Source organism: Hydrogenophilus islandicus, from assembly GCF_054657095.1.
The window spans coordinates 16,706-30,541 of the sequence record NZ_BAAHXE010000013.1 but is presented as its reverse complement, the minus strand read 5'-3'; the positions used below and the strand labels follow the sequence as shown (position 1 = coordinate 30,541).

Below are 13,836 nucleotides of genomic sequence, written 5' to 3'. Positions count from 1 at the left end.
AAGAGATCATGGCGCAACGTTTTGTCAGCTACAAACACCACTTTCTCATCGCGATGCCCGAACTCCTCGATCCGAACTTCCGGCAGAGCGTCGTCTACCTGGTCGAGCACCATCCGCAAGGGGCGATGGGGTTGATCATCAACCGCCCCACGGAGCTCTTGCTCGGGCAACTCTTCGAGCGCGTCGAGGTGGCGAACGGCAACCCGCTGATTGCCGACACCCCGGTCTTTTTCGGCGGGCCGGTCGCAACCGAACGGGGATTCGTCCTCCACCGCCCGCACGGCGAGTGGGCGGGTTCGCTCAAACTCCCTGATGAGCTCGCGCTCACTTCCTCCCGCGACATTCTGCCGAGTCTCGGGGATCGCAATGCGGTACGCGATTTTCTCGTCCTCCTCGGTCATGCGGGTTGGGGCGAGGGGCAGCTCGAGAGTGAACTCGCGCGGAACGACTGGCTCACCGTCCCCGCTGACCCCGAAATCATTTTCGCCACCCCGCCGGAGGCACGCTACGAGGCGGCGCTGGCGCTCTTGGGCGTTCGACCGGGCTTTCTCGTTGGAGGCGCGGGACATGGCTGACGCCGCAGCTGCGCCGCCACTTGCCGTCGGAACGTGGCTGGGCATCGACTACGGCGAAGCGCGCGTCGGGGTTGCGGTCGCGACCTTTCCGGTTGCGATCGCCTCGCCCCTCGTTATCCTTCCTGCGACCCCTTGGGAGCGCTTCTGGACGAAACTCGACACCTTGGTGCGCGAGTGGCAGCCTCGCGGCGTCGCGCTCGGCCTCCCCCTTTCCCCCCGCTCGGACGAACCCCACCCCCTTGCCGCGTCGGTCACCGCTTTTGCCGAAGCGCTCCGCGACCGCTACGCGTTGCCCGTCGCCCTCATCGACGAGTCGCTCACCTCGAGCCACGCCGAGCGACTGTTACGGGAAGCGGGCAAAACCCGTTGGCAGACGCGCAAACAGCAGCTCGACGCGGTCGCCGCTGCCCTCATTCTCCAAGCCTTCTGCGACGGCCAACCGCCGCTCACCCTCATGGAGCCCTAAACGATGGCGGACACCCCTTTCCCCCTTCCTGACGCTGAAGCGCTCTTTGCGGAACTCCAAGCGGCGATCACCCCCCACCTCGGCGAATTCGACGCCTTGGTCGGCATCCACGCCGGGGGGAGCTGGATCGCCGAGCGGCTCCGCAACCGCGTCGCCCCTCACCTCCCCTTGGGGGTGATCGACGTCTCCTTCTACCGCGACGACCTCGCGCAACGGGGGCTCGGACGCCGTGAGGTTCGCCCTACCGAGCTCCCCTTTGCGGTCGAAGGGGCACGAATCCTTCTCGTCGACGACGTCCTCTACACCGGCCGCACGGTACGTGCTGCGATCAACGAACTCTTCGACTACGGTCGTCCGGCGGCGGTGCGTCTCGCCGCGCTTGCCGACCGGGGCGGACGGGAGCTGCCGATCTGCGCCGACTTCTGCCCGTGGCGCACCCCCGAACCACTTCCCGAATCGGCGCGGCTCGAGCTCCTCTTGACCCCACAGCAGACCTTCCGTTGGGAGCTTCACCGATGACTTCGCTACAACTGACGCCCGATGGGCGGCTCCGGCACCTCTTGACCCTCGACGGGCTGCCCGAACCGATCCTGCAGACGATCTTCACGCTCGCCGACTCGTTCCTCGAAGTTTCGGCTCGGGCGGTGAAAAAGGTGCCGCTGCTGCGGGGCAAGAGCGTCTTCAACCTCTTCTTCGAAAACTCGACCCGCACCCGCACCACCTTTGAAATCGCTGCCGCGCGCCTCTCCGCTGACGTCGTGAACCTCAACATCGCCACGAGCAGCACCGCCAAAGGGGAGTCGCTCTTGGATACGATCGACAACCTCTGCGCGATGATGGCCGACATGTTCGTGATCCGCCACGCTTCGAGTGGCGCACCGGTGCGGATCGCCCAGCACCTGGCCGAGCGGGGCCTTGAGCATGTAAGCGTTTTGAACGCCGGCGACGGCCGCCACGCCCACCCCACCCAGGGGCTCTTGGACATGTACACGATTCGCCACTACAAGAAGGACTTCACCCGCTTGACTGTCGCCGTCGTCGGCGACGTCCTCCACTCGCGCGTCGCCCGCTCAGAGATCGCCGCGCTCACCACCCTGGGAGTGCCGGAGGTGCGGGTGGCTGGCCCGAAGACGCTGCTCCCCAAAGCACTCAGCGAGCTCGGGGTGCACGTCACCTACGACCTCGACGAGGCGCTAGACGGCGTCGACGTGATTATGATGTTGCGCCTCCAGAATGAACGGATGCACGGTTCGTTCATCGCCTCCACCGCCGAATACCATGAGTGTTGGGGGCTCACCCCCGAGCGGCTCAAACGGGCGAAGCCTGACGCGATCGTGATGCACCCGGGTCCGATGAACCGGGGCGTCGAGATCGCCTCGAGCGTCGCCGATGGTCCCCAGTCGGTGATCCTGCCTCAGGTCACCTTCGGCATTGCGATTCGCATGGCGGTCTTCACGCTTCTTGCCGGCGTCGCGCCAGGGGGTGTCGCATGAGAGGGCTGATCACGAACGCCTACTGGGTCGACCCTGCCCAAGGGGAAGAGGGGTTTGGTGCCGTTGCCGTTGCCGACGGGCGGATTGTCGCGGTGGAGCGCGCGTCGCGCGACCCCGCACAACCGGTCGCGATCGCGGGGTTCACCCCTGACTGGACGGTCGATGCCCAAGGTAGCGTCGTCGCGCCGGCGCTCATCGACACCTACGCCCGGCTCACCGGGCCGGTGCTCGAACGGCAAGATCGGTTGGAGGCGGAGCTCATGAGCGCCGCTGCGGGCGGCATTGGCCACCTGGTCGTCGCGCCTGACACCGATCCCCCGCTCGACGAACCGGGGTTGGTGGCGATGCTGCTGGAGCGGGCGCGGCGCGCCCGAATGGTCGAGATTCTGCCGCTGGGCGCACTCACCCTCGGTCTTCGCGGCGAGCAGCTCGCCGAGATGGCCCGCCTCTCCGCTGCCGGCTGCATCGCCCTCTCGCAAGGAGACCACGCGATGCGCGACTCGTTGGCGCTGCTGCGTGCGATGCAGTATGCCGCGAGTTTCGACCTCCCCGTCTGGTTTACCGCTGCCGACCCTGACCTCCATCTCCCGGGCGGGGCGCACGATGGGGTGGTCGCTGCGCGCTTGGGGTTGCCGCCTGTTCCCGTTGCCGCAGAGACGGTCGCACTCACTCGGCTCCTCGAGCTCGCTCGCGAAGCAGGGGTGAGGCTCCACCTCGTCAACCTCTCGAGTGAACGGGCCGTGGAGCTCGTCCGCCGCGCCAAAGCGGAGGGGTTGCCGGTCACCGCAAGCGTCTCGGCACTCCACCTCGCGATGACCGAACTCGACATTGGGGCGTTTGACACCCACACCCACGTCCTTCCACCGCTTCGGAGCAGCCGCGATCGCGACGCGCTCGCCGCAGCGGTTGCCGACGGGACGATCGACGTGATCACCTCGAACCACACGACGGTGGGGGCGGATGCCAAAGCCGCTCCCTTCTCGGAGAGCAAACCGGGAGCGGCCGGATTCGAGACGCTCCTTGCCACGGTATTGCGCTGGGGCGAAACGCAGGGGCTGACGCTCGCGCAGACGCTGCAGCCGGTCACCTGCCGCGCTGCGCGCCTCGTCGGCCGCGACGAGCTTGGGCGACTCGCCGTGGGGGCGCCCGCCGACCTCGTCCTCTTCGACCCCGAGCAGCCGTGGATCGTCAATGACCGGTCGCTCGTTGGCCCGGCACGCAACACGCCGTGGTGGGGGCTGCCACTCACCGGGCAGGTAGGCCTGCTGGTGAGAAACGGCGAGATCGTCTTCGACCGCAGCCGTATCGCTGTCAAAAGTTGAGCGAATCAAAGAGCCGTTCGCGCCCCGTCAGTTCCACGGAGACCTCATTCGGGGCGCAGATTGCGACACTCCCAGCACGGGTGAGCCACCCCTGCCGGACGCAGAGTTGCCGCGGGCTCGGGTCACGCAAGACCCGCGCGCGGCCCGGTGCGATCTCGACTACCGTCTCGCCAAGCGGCCCGACGACCTGCACCGAGCGCGGCGCGTCGAGCGGATAGGTGCCGACGACTTTCCCGCCGACCCGCACCACCGCGTGGGTCGGCGCGCCGGCTTGCGTCAGCCACAAGAGGGAAGCGGCAACGGCTACGATACCGCACGCGAGCGCGAACCAGTCACCAGGCAAGAGCCACCGCCTGAAGGCGCTCGACCAGTCATTGGCAAACACCACTGCCGCTCACCCCTGCGCGAACTTCTCAAGCTGCGCGATGATCTCCCCGCGCCGCGCTGCGGGCACCGCGAGCAACACCCGTTTCGTCCGCGACGTCTCCCCTGAGCGCAGGGTGACGTCGCTTCCCCGCAGTCCGAAGGTCTCCGCAAGAAAAGCGCACAGTGCGGCGTTCGCCTTCCCCTCGACCGGCGGTGCAGCGATGCGCACCTTGAGGGCCTCGCCGTGCTGCCCCGCCCATTCGCTCCGTTTGGCGCCCGGCTGCAGGTGGAGCGTCACAACGACCCCGTCGGGATGCTCCTGCCAAAGTGCCACCGCTTACCCCCCCACCGACGCAGCCAACAAGCGGCGCACCAGCGAGAAGCGCAACTCCCCACCGACGATCGCCAAGAGGTTGAGCGCGAGGAAGAGCACCACCGGGCTCAAATCGACGCCGCCCACCGTTGGGACGAAGCGGCGAATCGGAGCGAGAAAGGGTTCCGCGAGCCCATGGAGAATGGGTGCGATGGGCGCCTGCGGCTGCAGCCACGAGAGGAGTGCCGACGCGAGCACGACCCAGAAGACGAGGTACCCCAAGACGTAGAGGGTCTCCAGAAACCCACCCACGACGACCACCCCAAAAACACCGACGAGCGGCAGACTCGGCAAGTGCCCCAAGAGGGCAAATTTGAGGAAAATCAGCGCCATCTGGCTCACCCACGCCAAGAGCGGGGTACTCCAGTCGAGCCGGGTGCGCGGCAGAAAGCGCCGCAGCGGGCGTGCCGCCCACTCGGTTGCCGTCAAGACAAACGCCCCACCGGGGAGGAAGAAGGAGATCCGCCGCCAGCGCATCAGGAAAGCAACCCAGAAGAGCGCAGCGAGCCCGTTGAAGAGGGTGCCGAAGAGGAGGTCGAAAAGGGCGCTTGCTCCCATTCCCATCTTACTCCCCTTTCGCGAGGCGCTGAGCCCGATCGTAGGCGGCTGCCACCGCCTCTTCAAGGGTTTGCGCCCACCCCGCTTGCAAGAGCACCGCGAGCGCCGCCTCCGTCGTTCCCCCCCGCGAGGTGACACGCGCCCGCAAAATCTCAAAGGGATCGGCGCTCGCGTCGGCAAGTTTTCCTGCCCCCACCACCGTCCCGATCGCTAAACGCCGCGCCACTTCTGGCGACAAGCCGAGCGCCACCCCCGCGCGCTGTAACGCTTCAAGCAAGAGGAAGACATACGCCGGGCCACTGCCAGAGAGCGCCGTCACCGCGTCGATCGCCGCCTCAGACTCGACCCAGACCACCTCGCCAACGGCCGACATCACCCGCTCGGCGCTCGCGCGAACCGCTTGCCCTACCGTTGGCGGCGCGTAGAGGCCGGTGATCCCCGCCCCGACGAGTGCGGGGGTATTGGGCATCGCCCGGACGATCGCCACCTCTTCCTGCAAAAGGGTCGCGATGCGCGCGATCGGCACCCCGGCCATGATCGACAAGACCGGAACCCGCCCCAACCGTCCCGCAAGGGGCGCCAACGCCTCGCCCACCACTTGAGGTTTCACCGCCAACACGACGAGATCGGTCTCGAAAAAGGGATCATCGACGACCGCGAGCGCCGAGACCCCATAGCGCTCCTCGAGCGCCCGTCTCCGGTCAGGGCTGGGGTCGACCACCTGGACCCGCCGGGTGTCGACGACGCGCAGATTCAGCAACCCGCCGAGGATCGCCTCGGCCATATTTCCGCCACCCAGAAAACTGATCCGCATCACTCCTCCTCTCTGCTCAATCGTCCATCACCCTTTTGTGGCCGCGGGCCAAAGAGGGCGCTGCCAATCCGCAAGTGGGTCGCCCCCTCGGCAAGCGCCAAGCGCCAATCGCTGCTCATCCCCATCGAGAGGGCCGAGACGGGAAACCCGGCGCGTTGCAGCGTTTCACTCAGTTCGCGCAACAACCGAAAGCGGCTCCTCACCACCGCCGGGTCGGGGCTCGGCTCAGGGATCGTCATGAGCCCGACGAGCGCCAGCTGGGGTAGCGCTGCGACGGCTTCAGCAAGCGGCACCACCGCTTCCGGCGCCACCCCGCTTTTGCTCGCCTCCCCGCTGGTATTGACCTGGAGAAAGACGCGCAACGGCCCGCGCCCGGGATCGCGCTGCTCCGCAAGCCGCCGGGCGACCTCGATCCGGTCGAGCGAATGGACCCAGTCGAACGCCGCAGCGATCACGCGCGTTTTGTTGCGCTGAATCGGCCCGATGAAGTGCCACTCGAGCGGCAGATCGGCAAGCGCCGCCTGTTTGACGACCGCCTCCTGGACGTAGTTTTCAGCAAAGCGCCGCGCCCCCGCCGCGTAGAGCGCACGAACAGCCTCGGGCGGCTGAGTCTTACTCACCGCCAGAAGCGTCACCGACTCGGGGTCGCGCCCCAGCCGCGTCGCCTCTGCGGCGATCTCGGTGGTGACCCTCTGCCACCGCGCAGTCCACTCTTCCGCTTCGCGCTCCGCCATACCCTCTCTGCCAACGATGAATAGTACGAGTATAGCACCCAGGAATTGAGCTACCATAGCGACTATCGCCGACGGAGCTCACCCGATGGACATCGCCGAACTCCTTGCTTTCGCCGTCAAGAACAAAGCCTCCGACCTCCACCTCTCGGCGGGACTTCCGCCACTCGTGCGGATTCACGGCGACATCCGCCGCGTCAATCTGCCTGCGCTCACCGACGCCGACGTCAAGGCGCTCGTCTACGACATCATGACCGACGCGCAGCGCAAAGAGTTCGAGGCGCGGCTCGAGGCCGACTTTTCGTTCGAAATTCCCAACCTCGCGCGCTTTCGCGTCAATGCTTTTCTCCAAAACCGCGGCATGGGCGCGGCCTTCCGCACGATTCCGAGTAAAGTCTTGACGCTTGAAGATCTCGACGCGCCCGCAGTCTTTCGCACGATCTGCGACCAGCCGCGCGGCATCGTTCTCGTCACCGGCCCCACCGGCTCGGGGAAATCGACGACGCTCGCGGCGATGATCGACTACCTCAACACCACCCAGCCGCTCCACATCCTGACGATCGAAGACCCGATCGAATTCGTCCATGAAGGGAAGCGGTCGCTCATCAACCAGCGCGAGGTCCACCGCGACACCCTCTCGTTTGAAAATGCGCTGCGCTCGGCGCTGCGCGAAGACCCCGACGTGATCCTCGTCGGCGAGATGCGCGACCTCGAGACGATTCGCCTCGCGCTCACCGCGGCTGAGACGGGCCACCTCGTCTTCGGGACGCTCCACACCTCGTCGGCTGCAAAGACGATCGACCGGATCGTCGACGTCTTCCCCGCTGCCGAAAAGGAGATGGTCCGCGCGATGCTTTCGGAGTCGCTCCGCGCGGTGATCGCGCAGGTGCTCTTGAAGCGACGCGACGGCCAGGGGCGCGTGGCGGCGCACGAGATCATGATCGGCACCCCCTCAATCCGCAACCTCATCCGGGAAAACAAGATCGCGCAGATCTACTCGGTGCTGCAAACCAGCCAAGCGGTCGGAATGCAGACGCTCGACCAGTGCCTGCAGCAGCTCGTCGCCCGCCACATCGTTACGCCCGAGGAGGCGCGCACCTACGCCGTCAACAAAGATGCGTTTCGCTAACGGAGAGCCGCTATGCAGCGCGACCAGGCCCTGAAATTTACTACCGATCTGCTGCGCCGCGTCAAAGAGCGCAACGGCTCTGACCTCTTCATCGCCCCCGACTTCCCCCCTGCGATCAAGATCGACGGCGCGATCCAGCCGCAGTCGAACCAGCCGCTCACCGCAGCCCACACGCTCGCGATCGCCCGCGCGGTGATGAACGACCGGCAGGCGGCCGAATTCGAAGCGACCAAAGAGTGCAACTTCGCGATTGCCCCGGCAGAGATCGGCCGTTTTCGTGTGAACGCCTACCTCTCGAAAGGGGGGGTGTCGCTCGTCTTTCGCACGATCCCCGACACCATCCCGACGCTCGATGGCCTCAAACTCCCGCCGGTGCTCAAAGAGATCGCGATGATCAAGCGGGGGCTGGTGATCTTTGTCGGCGGTACCGGCACCGGCAAGTCGACGTCGCTCGCCGCCCTCATCGACTGGCGCAACGAACACAGCCGCGGCCACATCATCACCATCGAAGACCCGATCGAATTTGTCCATCCGCACAAAAAGTGTCTCGTCTCGCAGCGCGAGATCGGCATCGACACCGACAGCTGGGAGGTGGCGCTGAAAAACACCCTGCGGCAGGCCCCTGACGTCATCATGATGGGCGAAATCCGCGACCGCGAGACGATGGAGTACGCGATCGCCTTTGCCGAAACGGGCCACCTCTGCCTCGCGACGCTCCACGCCAACAGCACCAACCAAGCGCTCGACCGGATCATCAACTTCTTCCCCGAAGATCGCCGGCAGCAGCTCCTCATGGACCTCTCGCTCAACCTCAAGGCGATCGTCTCGCAGCGACTGATTCCCCGGGCGAGCGGCACCGGGCGCGTCGCTGCCGTCGAGATCCTTCTCAACTCCCCGCTCATCGCCGAGCTCATCTTCAAAGGGGAGATCCCCGAGATCAAGGAGGTGATGAAACGCTCCCGCGAACTCGGGATGCAGACCTTCGACCAGGCGCTCTTTGACCTCTATGAGGCAGGCGAAATCCGCTACGAGGACGCGCTGCGCTTTGCCGACTCGGTCAACGACCTGCGGATCCAGATCAAACTTCAGAGCAAGCGCCCCGACAAACCCGACATCACAGCGCCGGAGGGGATCGATATTCTCTAAGTCGCCCGACTAGGAACGCGCCTCAGCGCGATCGCGCAAAGCAAGCGCCCCCTTCGCCGATCCCGCAACGAGCGGATAGGAGAGGAGCGCGCAGGGAATCGCGCCGTTCATCAGCTGCCATTTCGCGGCGGGGCGCAGTCCGATCGACTTCACCAACGCCGGGTCGCCAGTGAAGAGATGCGCCCGCCACCCTGCCCAGCGGTGCTTGAGGATGCTGCCCAAAGCGCGATACCACGCGGTGCGCTCCTCGAGCGCCAACCGCACCCCGTACGGGGGATTGGCGAGCCAAAAGCCAGGCGAAGGAACCTCGGGCAGCAGAAGCTCCTCGGCGGGCGACACCGCCCAGACGACCGGGACCGTCACGCCGAGCGCCGCCTCGAGCTCCCCCCAGTTGCGCTGCGCCCCGAGCACCTGGCGCGCATCGCGGTCCGAAGCAAAGAGGAGCGGTGCGGCACCGCTTTTGACCCGCGCGGCGACCTCTCTTCTCGCCTCGTCGCGGATCGCCCGCCATGCCGTCTGGTCCAGCTCTGACCAACGCTCGAAGGCAAACGAGCGAAAGAGCCCGGGCGGCACCCCGTAGGCGAGCAACGCCGCTTCGAGGACAAAGGTGCCACTGCCGCACATCGGATCGACGAGCGGTAGCCGCGGTTCCCAGCCGATCAAGCGGAGGATCCCGGCGGCGAGATTCTCCTTGAGGGGCGCTGCGGTCGCTGCCCCTTTGAACCCCCGGCGCGTGAGCGCCACCCCGCTCGTATCCCAGTAGAGCGCCGCGACCAGATCGTCGAGGAACGCAACGACCCGCACGGTGGGCGAGATCTTGTCGACACTCGGCCGGCGGCCGTAGTAGGCGCGGGCGGCGTCACAGACCGCATCCTTCACCCGCAGGGTGAGAAACGGCACCGTGTCGGCGAGCCGCTCACGCGCCACCGCAACGTCGACCCGCAGCCGATCGTCAGGGGTCAAGTAGCGGTGCCAAGGAACGTCGCGTCCCAGGCGGTAGAGCGCCTCCCCTTCACGGCCGGAACGAGAAAGCGATGCCACCGGTGCCTCGGCCACCTTGACCATCACCCGAGTCGCGACCCGGCTCATCAAATTGGCCCGCGCCACCACCAGCGCGTCGCCCGCAAACGAGACCCCGCCAGGGCGAACAGTGACATCGCTCGCCCCCACCGCAGCGAGCTCCTCGGCCAGAATCGGCTCCAACCCGCGGGGGGCAGAGGCAAACGCAGAAAGGTACGCCACAGGGAATTTTCCGCTTCAGAAGGGTTTCAGCACGACGAGAAAGACGATCACGGTCAAGATGAGAACCGGGATCTCGTTGAAGAGACGGTACCAGACGTGGCTACGGCGGTTCTGCTGCGCGGCAAACTCCCGGAGAATCACGCCGCAATAGGCGTGGTAGGCAACCAGCAAGACGACGAGGAGCGTCTTCGCGTGCAACCACCCCCCCGAAAAGCCAAAACCGAACCAGAGCCACAACCCGAAGAGGATCGCGAGCACCCCGAGCGGCGTCATGAAGCGAAAGAGCTTCCTCGCCATCAGGAGCAGCCGCTCCACTACCGCGGGATGGCTCTCCATCGCAAGATTGACGAAGATCCGCGGGAGGTAGAAGAGCCCCGCGAACCACGAGGTCATGAGAATGATATGGAGCGACTTGACGATGCCGTAACCCATCACAACTCCTTCACTTTTGGCGACGAGGAACCAAAGGTCTCTTCCAGGAACGCCCAGACCGTCGGATAGCGCAAGCGAAAGCGGAGCTCTTCGCGCAGTCGCCGGTTACTCAACCGCCGACTCTCGGCGAGGAACGACGCTGCCATCGCCCCCACATGGCGAAGCGCCTCCGCGCGCGGCAACCGCGGCGGGCGCGGCAAGCCAGTCGCGTCGGCGACGGCGTCAAACCACACCCCCATCGGGAGCGGCAGGTCGTCCGAGGCATGGTAGAGGCGGCCGTTGCGCCCCCGCCAACCCGCCACCCAGAGGAGCCGCGCGAGGTCGTCGGCGTGGATGTGGTTGCTGACACTGTCCTCGGCAGCAATGATCGCCGGTTCGCGTCGCGCCAACCGCTCCCGCGGCAGGCGCTCGGCAGCGTAGATCCCCGGCACCCGCAGCCGCACCGCCCATCCCCCCCGCTGGGCCCACAGGCGCCAGAGCTGTTCTGCCGCGACTCGCCGCCGGGCGCGCAGCGTCGCCGGGGCGACCGGGTCGCTCTCGCGCACCCATGCCCCGCCCCGGTCGCCATAGACGCCGCTCGTGCTGAGATAGACGACCCGAGGCCGCCAATCGCCCTGGTGCCTGCGGAGCGCCGCCTGGAGGTGGCGTGTCCGCGGCTCCACCCTGCCGTCCCCCGCAGGGGGCGCGGTCACCCACACTTGGTCCACCGCGGCAATCAGCCGCCGCAGCTGCTTGCGGTCATCGAGGTCCGCGACCACCACCCGCGCCCCGAGGGCCCGCCACGTCTCTGCAGCCTCAGCACGACGGACCACCACCCAAAAGCGAGCGCGCGCGGCAAAGAGGCGCGCGGCCCTGAGCGCCACATCCCCTCCGCCGACGACCAAGATCCGAACAGTCCGCACCCGCGCCATTTTTCCGTACAATCGCTGCTATTCGATTATCGCACGGGAAAGCCGATGAACCACACCGTCCAGATTGCCAACCACCCGGAGATCTCGTTTCCGGTTGCTGCGGATGAAACGGTGCTCGACGCTGCACTTCGCGCGGGGCTCACCCTCCCCTACGGCTGCCGCGACGGCGCGTGCGGCGCCTGCAAAGCGCGCGTGGTCGCTGGCCGTATCACGCTCGGCAAAGTAGCCGCCGGTGTCCTTTCGGATGAGGAGGCGGCTGAAGGTTGGACGCTCCTCTGCCGCGCCTACCCCGCGACCGACCTCACGATCGAAGTGCGGGAGCTGCGCCGCGCGGATGACCTTCCCGTCCACAAGTTTCCTGCGCGGGTCGAGGCGATCGAAAAGATCGACGACGTGGCGATCGTCACGCTCAAACTCCCCGCGTCGCTCGACTTTCGCTTCCGCGCTGGGCAATACGTCGACGTCCTCCTTCCCGACGGTGCGCGGCGCAGCTTCTCGATCGCCTCATCGCCCGACCACGGCGGACTTCTGGAACTCCACATCCGCCTCGTTCCGGGCGGCCGCTTCACCCCGAAGGTCTTTACCGAGACTCAACCGAAGGCGATCTGGCGGCTCGAGGGGCCGTTCGGCACGTTTACCCTCAAGGACCGCAGCCGGCCGCTCCTCTTCGTCGCGGGAGGGACCGGTTTTGCGCCGATCCAGTCGATGCTCTTGGCGCTTGCGCGGGAAGCCCCACCCCCCCACCCGGTCCTCTGCTACGTCGGCGCCCGCACGCCGCAAGGGCTCTACCGCGACGCGTGGCTGCGGCAATTCGCCGCCGACCATCCGTGGCTCGACTACCGCCCCGTGATCTCCGAACCGGAACGGGCGCCCGATTGGTCGGGACGGACCGGGCTCGTCCACCGCGCGGCATTGGCCGACCTCGTCGACCTCTCCCCTTTTCACGCCTACGTCTGTGGCGCACCGGCGATGGTCGATGCGGCCCGTGGCGATTTCCGCGCCGCGGGGCTGCCGGATGACGCCTTCTTTGCCGACGCGTTCACCTTCCAGTCGAGTCGCTAATGAGTCAGAACCACGCTTTTTTGACCCGCGAGCCGGCGCTCAACCGGAAACTGCAAATCACCGCCAACCGTCTCTGTGTCCACGCCAGCACCACCGAGCAGGCGCTCGCGACACTGGCTGCGCTCACTCCGGTCTGGCCCCAATCCCACGCCGTCTTTCTTTCGCTGATGCGCCTGCCGCCAAGCACCAAGCTCCTGGGGTGGCCGTGGCCGGAAAATCTCTTTCTCGAGATTCCCCAGCAGGGGTTGGGGCTCACCACAACCGAAGAGCTCATCGACCGCTGCCGTGAGGAGGACCGGCCGCTCTGTCTTGCGTGGTACGACGGTCATACCCCCTACCCCGAGGCACCGTGGCGTTTCTCGTTGGTCGATTGGCGCAAGAGCAAAGAACCCGCCCAAGCGCCTGGGGTTGCACTCGCGTGGGGCGTTGACAGTCCCCAGAGCGCCGAAGCGGCGCTCAAAACCTTCGCCGGTCTCTGCGGCTGGACTTTTCTCCGCAACCCGCAAACGGTCAAAACCGCTGAACCTGCTCCGGCACGCACAACGGTCCTGCACCTCATCGCCCTGGTGCAGCAGGACGCCGACCTCAACGCGCTCGAGGCGGTGCTCAAGCGCGACGTCGCGCTCGGCTACCGGTTGTTGCGCTACCTCAACTCACCGGCGATGGGGCTCAGGATGGAGATCACGTCGCTGCGCCACGCGGTGAGCATCCTCGGTTACCGGCCGCTCCTGCGCTGGCTCTCGGTGCTCCTCGTCCACAGCCACGACCACCCCCATATGCCGGCACTCGCGCAGACGGCGCTCACCCGCGCCCGCTACCTCGAGCTGCTCGCCCCCCACTTCTTTGGCGCCGAGGCAGCCGAACCGCTCTTTCTCTGCGGTCTCTTCTCGATCCTGCCGCTGATCACCGGTGAGCCGCCTGAGGCGAGCCTGGAGCCCTTGACGCTCCCTGAGGCGGTGAAAGAGGCGCTCGTTCACCGTGAAGGACCTTACGCGCCGCTCCTTGCTCTCACTGAGGCAAGCGAAAGCCCCTCCCCAGCGCGGTTGATTGCCCAAGCCGAAGCGCTTGGGGTGGCGAGCGCCACCCACAACCGGCTGCTCCTCGAGGCGCTCGAATTTGCCGACCAGATCAACCAGTAGCGGGCACCCTTTTCACCGGAACGGGCGCCGCATAAAAAAGCCCGCAACACGCGGGCTCGACTACTTTACCCTTCAGC

General features: G+C 66.5%; 17 protein-coding genes. 9 read left to right on the top strand and 8 right to left on the bottom strand.

Features of this window, described 5'->3' with window-relative positions; all coding sequences use genetic code 11:
• Positions 1-8: 8 nt before the first annotated feature.
• From ACYQ6T_RS05680 to ACYQ6T_RS05660, 5 genes are read left to right on the top strand one after another with little or no spacing between them, the layout of a single operon-like run.
• A complete protein-coding gene (locus tag ACYQ6T_RS05680) occupies positions 9-575 on the top strand; it encodes a YqgE/AlgH family protein (protein ID WP_459828683.1) in 567 nt (188 codons plus the stop codon).
• Positions 568-1,041: a Holliday junction resolvase RuvX gene (gene ruvX / locus ACYQ6T_RS05675; protein ID WP_459828681.1), complete on the top strand. Its 474-nt coding sequence runs from the start codon at positions 568-570 to the stop codon at positions 1,039-1,041. The genes ACYQ6T_RS05680 and ruvX overlap by 8 nt, the downstream gene beginning before the upstream one ends.
• A gap of 3 nt (positions 1,042-1,044) precedes the next feature.
• On the top strand, positions 1,045-1,560 hold the full coding sequence (gene pyrR / locus ACYQ6T_RS05670; RefSeq protein WP_459828680.1) for a bifunctional pyr operon transcriptional regulator/uracil phosphoribosyltransferase PyrR: 516 nt from the start codon (positions 1,045-1,047) through the stop codon (positions 1,558-1,560).
• Positions 1,557-2,534 carry an aspartate carbamoyltransferase catalytic subunit gene (locus ACYQ6T_RS05665; protein WP_459828678.1) on the top strand — a complete coding sequence of 326 codons (978 nt, stop codon included), beginning with the start codon at positions 1,557-1,559 and terminating at the stop codon, positions 2,532-2,534. Before pyrR ends, ACYQ6T_RS05665 begins: the two co-directional genes overlap by 4 nt.
• On the top strand, positions 2,531-3,856 hold the full coding sequence (locus ACYQ6T_RS05660) for a dihydroorotase (protein WP_459828677.1): 1,326 nt from the start codon (positions 2,531-2,533) through the stop codon (positions 3,854-3,856). Before ACYQ6T_RS05665 ends, ACYQ6T_RS05660 begins: the two co-directional genes overlap by 4 nt.
• On the opposite strand, the gene ACYQ6T_RS05655 is transcribed toward ACYQ6T_RS05660, so the two are convergent.
• From ACYQ6T_RS05655 to ACYQ6T_RS05635, 5 genes are read right to left on the bottom strand one after another with little or no spacing between them, the layout of a single operon-like run.
• Positions 3,846-4,244, bottom strand: coding sequence for a NusG domain II-containing protein (locus tag ACYQ6T_RS05655; protein ID WP_459828675.1), 399 nt, complete (start codon positions 4,242-4,244; stop codon positions 3,846-3,848). The two genes, ACYQ6T_RS05660 and ACYQ6T_RS05655, sit on opposite strands and share 11 nt — an antisense overlap.
• 6 nt (positions 4,245-4,250) lie before the next feature.
• A complete protein-coding gene (locus tag ACYQ6T_RS05650) occupies positions 4,251-4,556 on the bottom strand; it encodes a DUF167 domain-containing protein (protein WP_459828673.1) in 306 nt (101 codons plus the stop codon).
• Positions 4,557-4,559: 3 nt separating this feature from the next.
• Complete coding sequence (locus tag ACYQ6T_RS05645) at positions 4,560-5,159, bottom strand: YggT family protein (RefSeq protein ID WP_459828671.1); 600 nt, start codon at positions 5,157-5,159, stop codon at positions 4,560-4,562.
• Between the two features lies 1 nt (position 5,160).
• Positions 5,161-5,967, bottom strand: coding sequence for a pyrroline-5-carboxylate reductase (proC, locus tag ACYQ6T_RS05640; protein ID WP_459828669.1), 807 nt, complete (start codon positions 5,965-5,967; stop codon positions 5,161-5,163).
• Positions 5,967-6,701, bottom strand: a complete 735-nt coding sequence (locus ACYQ6T_RS05635) for a YggS family pyridoxal phosphate-dependent enzyme (RefSeq protein WP_459828667.1) — start codon at positions 6,699-6,701, stop codon at positions 5,967-5,969. The genes proC and ACYQ6T_RS05635 overlap by 1 nt, the downstream gene beginning before the upstream one ends.
• Positions 6,702-6,786: 85 nt before the next feature.
• Here ACYQ6T_RS05635 and ACYQ6T_RS05630 point away from each other — a divergent pair, with 85 nt between their 5' ends.
• Together ACYQ6T_RS05630 and ACYQ6T_RS05625 are read left to right on the top strand one after the other, a co-directional pair.
• The gene (locus ACYQ6T_RS05630; RefSeq protein ID WP_459828665.1) at positions 6,787-7,827 is read left to right on the top strand and encodes a type IV pilus twitching motility protein PilT; all 1,041 of its coding nucleotides are present in this window, start codon (positions 6,787-6,789) and stop codon (positions 7,825-7,827) included.
• A gap of 12 nt (positions 7,828-7,839) precedes the next feature.
• A complete protein-coding gene (locus tag ACYQ6T_RS05625) occupies positions 7,840-8,973 on the top strand; it encodes a PilT/PilU family type 4a pilus ATPase (protein WP_459828663.1) in 1,134 nt (377 codons plus the stop codon).
• Between the two features lie 9 nt (positions 8,974-8,982).
• Here the strand turns inward: ACYQ6T_RS05625 and ACYQ6T_RS05620 are convergent, their stop codons facing one another.
• From ACYQ6T_RS05620 to ACYQ6T_RS05610, 3 genes are read right to left on the bottom strand one after another with little or no spacing between them, the layout of a single operon-like run.
• Positions 8,983-10,215 (bottom strand): THUMP domain-containing class I SAM-dependent RNA methyltransferase, encoded by a 1,233-nt coding sequence (locus ACYQ6T_RS05620; RefSeq protein ID WP_459828661.1) that lies wholly within the window; start codon positions 10,213-10,215, stop codon positions 8,983-8,985.
• Between the two features lie 15 nt (positions 10,216-10,230).
• Positions 10,231-10,647, bottom strand: coding sequence for a CopD family protein (locus ACYQ6T_RS05615; protein ID WP_459828659.1), 417 nt, complete (start codon positions 10,645-10,647; stop codon positions 10,231-10,233).
• Positions 10,647-11,558, bottom strand: a complete 912-nt coding sequence (locus tag ACYQ6T_RS05610) for an NAD-dependent epimerase/dehydratase family protein (RefSeq protein ID WP_459828657.1) — start codon at positions 11,556-11,558, stop codon at positions 10,647-10,649. Before ACYQ6T_RS05610 ends, ACYQ6T_RS05615 begins: the two co-directional genes overlap by 1 nt.
• A gap of 45 nt (positions 11,559-11,603) precedes the next feature.
• Between ACYQ6T_RS05610 and ACYQ6T_RS05605 the strand changes: the two genes are divergently transcribed.
• Positions 11,604-12,620 carry a CDP-6-deoxy-delta-3,4-glucoseen reductase gene (locus ACYQ6T_RS05605; protein ID WP_459828655.1) on the top strand — a complete coding sequence of 339 codons (1,017 nt, stop codon included), beginning with the start codon at positions 11,604-11,606 and terminating at the stop codon, positions 12,618-12,620.
• On the top strand, positions 12,620-13,759 hold the full coding sequence (locus ACYQ6T_RS05600) for an EAL and HDOD domain-containing protein (RefSeq protein WP_459828653.1): 1,140 nt from the start codon (positions 12,620-12,622) through the stop codon (positions 13,757-13,759). Before ACYQ6T_RS05605 ends, ACYQ6T_RS05600 begins: the two co-directional genes overlap by 1 nt.
• Positions 13,760-13,836: the final 77 nt, after the last annotated feature.

Coding starts and splice junctions, on each gene's coding strand:
- ruvX (WP_459828681.1), top strand. CDS start 568: ATGGCTGACGCCGCAGCTGCGCCGCCACTTGCCGTCGGAACGTGGCTG.
- pyrR (WP_459828680.1), top strand. CDS start 1,045: ATGGCGGACACCCCTTTCCCCCTTCCTGACGCTGAAGCGCTCTTTGCG.
- ACYQ6T_RS05665 (WP_459828678.1), top strand. CDS start 1,557: ATGACTTCGCTACAACTGACGCCCGATGGGCGGCTCCGGCACCTCTTG.
- ACYQ6T_RS05625 (WP_459828663.1), top strand. CDS start 7,840: ATGCAGCGCGACCAGGCCCTGAAATTTACTACCGATCTGCTGCGCCGC.
- ACYQ6T_RS05630 (WP_459828665.1), top strand. CDS start 6,787: ATGGACATCGCCGAACTCCTTGCTTTCGCCGTCAAGAACAAAGCCTCC.
- ACYQ6T_RS05610 (WP_459828657.1), bottom strand. CDS start 11,558: ATGGCGCGGGTGCGGACTGTTCGGATCTTGGTCGTCGGCGGAGGGGAT.
- ACYQ6T_RS05605 (WP_459828655.1), top strand. CDS start 11,604: ATGAACCACACCGTCCAGATTGCCAACCACCCGGAGATCTCGTTTCCG.
- ACYQ6T_RS05615 (WP_459828659.1), bottom strand. CDS start 10,647: ATGGGTTACGGCATCGTCAAGTCGCTCCATATCATTCTCATGACCTCG.
- ACYQ6T_RS05600 (WP_459828653.1), top strand. CDS start 12,620: ATGAGTCAGAACCACGCTTTTTTGACCCGCGAGCCGGCGCTCAACCGG.
- ACYQ6T_RS05635 (WP_459828667.1), bottom strand. CDS start 6,701: ATGGCGGAGCGCGAAGCGGAAGAGTGGACTGCGCGGTGGCAGAGGGTC.
- proC (WP_459828669.1), bottom strand. CDS start 5,967: ATGCGGATCAGTTTTCTGGGTGGCGGAAATATGGCCGAGGCGATCCTC.
- ACYQ6T_RS05680 (WP_459828683.1), top strand. CDS start 9: ATGGCGCAACGTTTTGTCAGCTACAAACACCACTTTCTCATCGCGATG.
- ACYQ6T_RS05645 (WP_459828671.1), bottom strand. CDS start 5,159: ATGGGAATGGGAGCAAGCGCCCTTTTCGACCTCCTCTTCGGCACCCTC.
- ACYQ6T_RS05660 (WP_459828677.1), top strand. CDS start 2,531: ATGAGAGGGCTGATCACGAACGCCTACTGGGTCGACCCTGCCCAAGGG.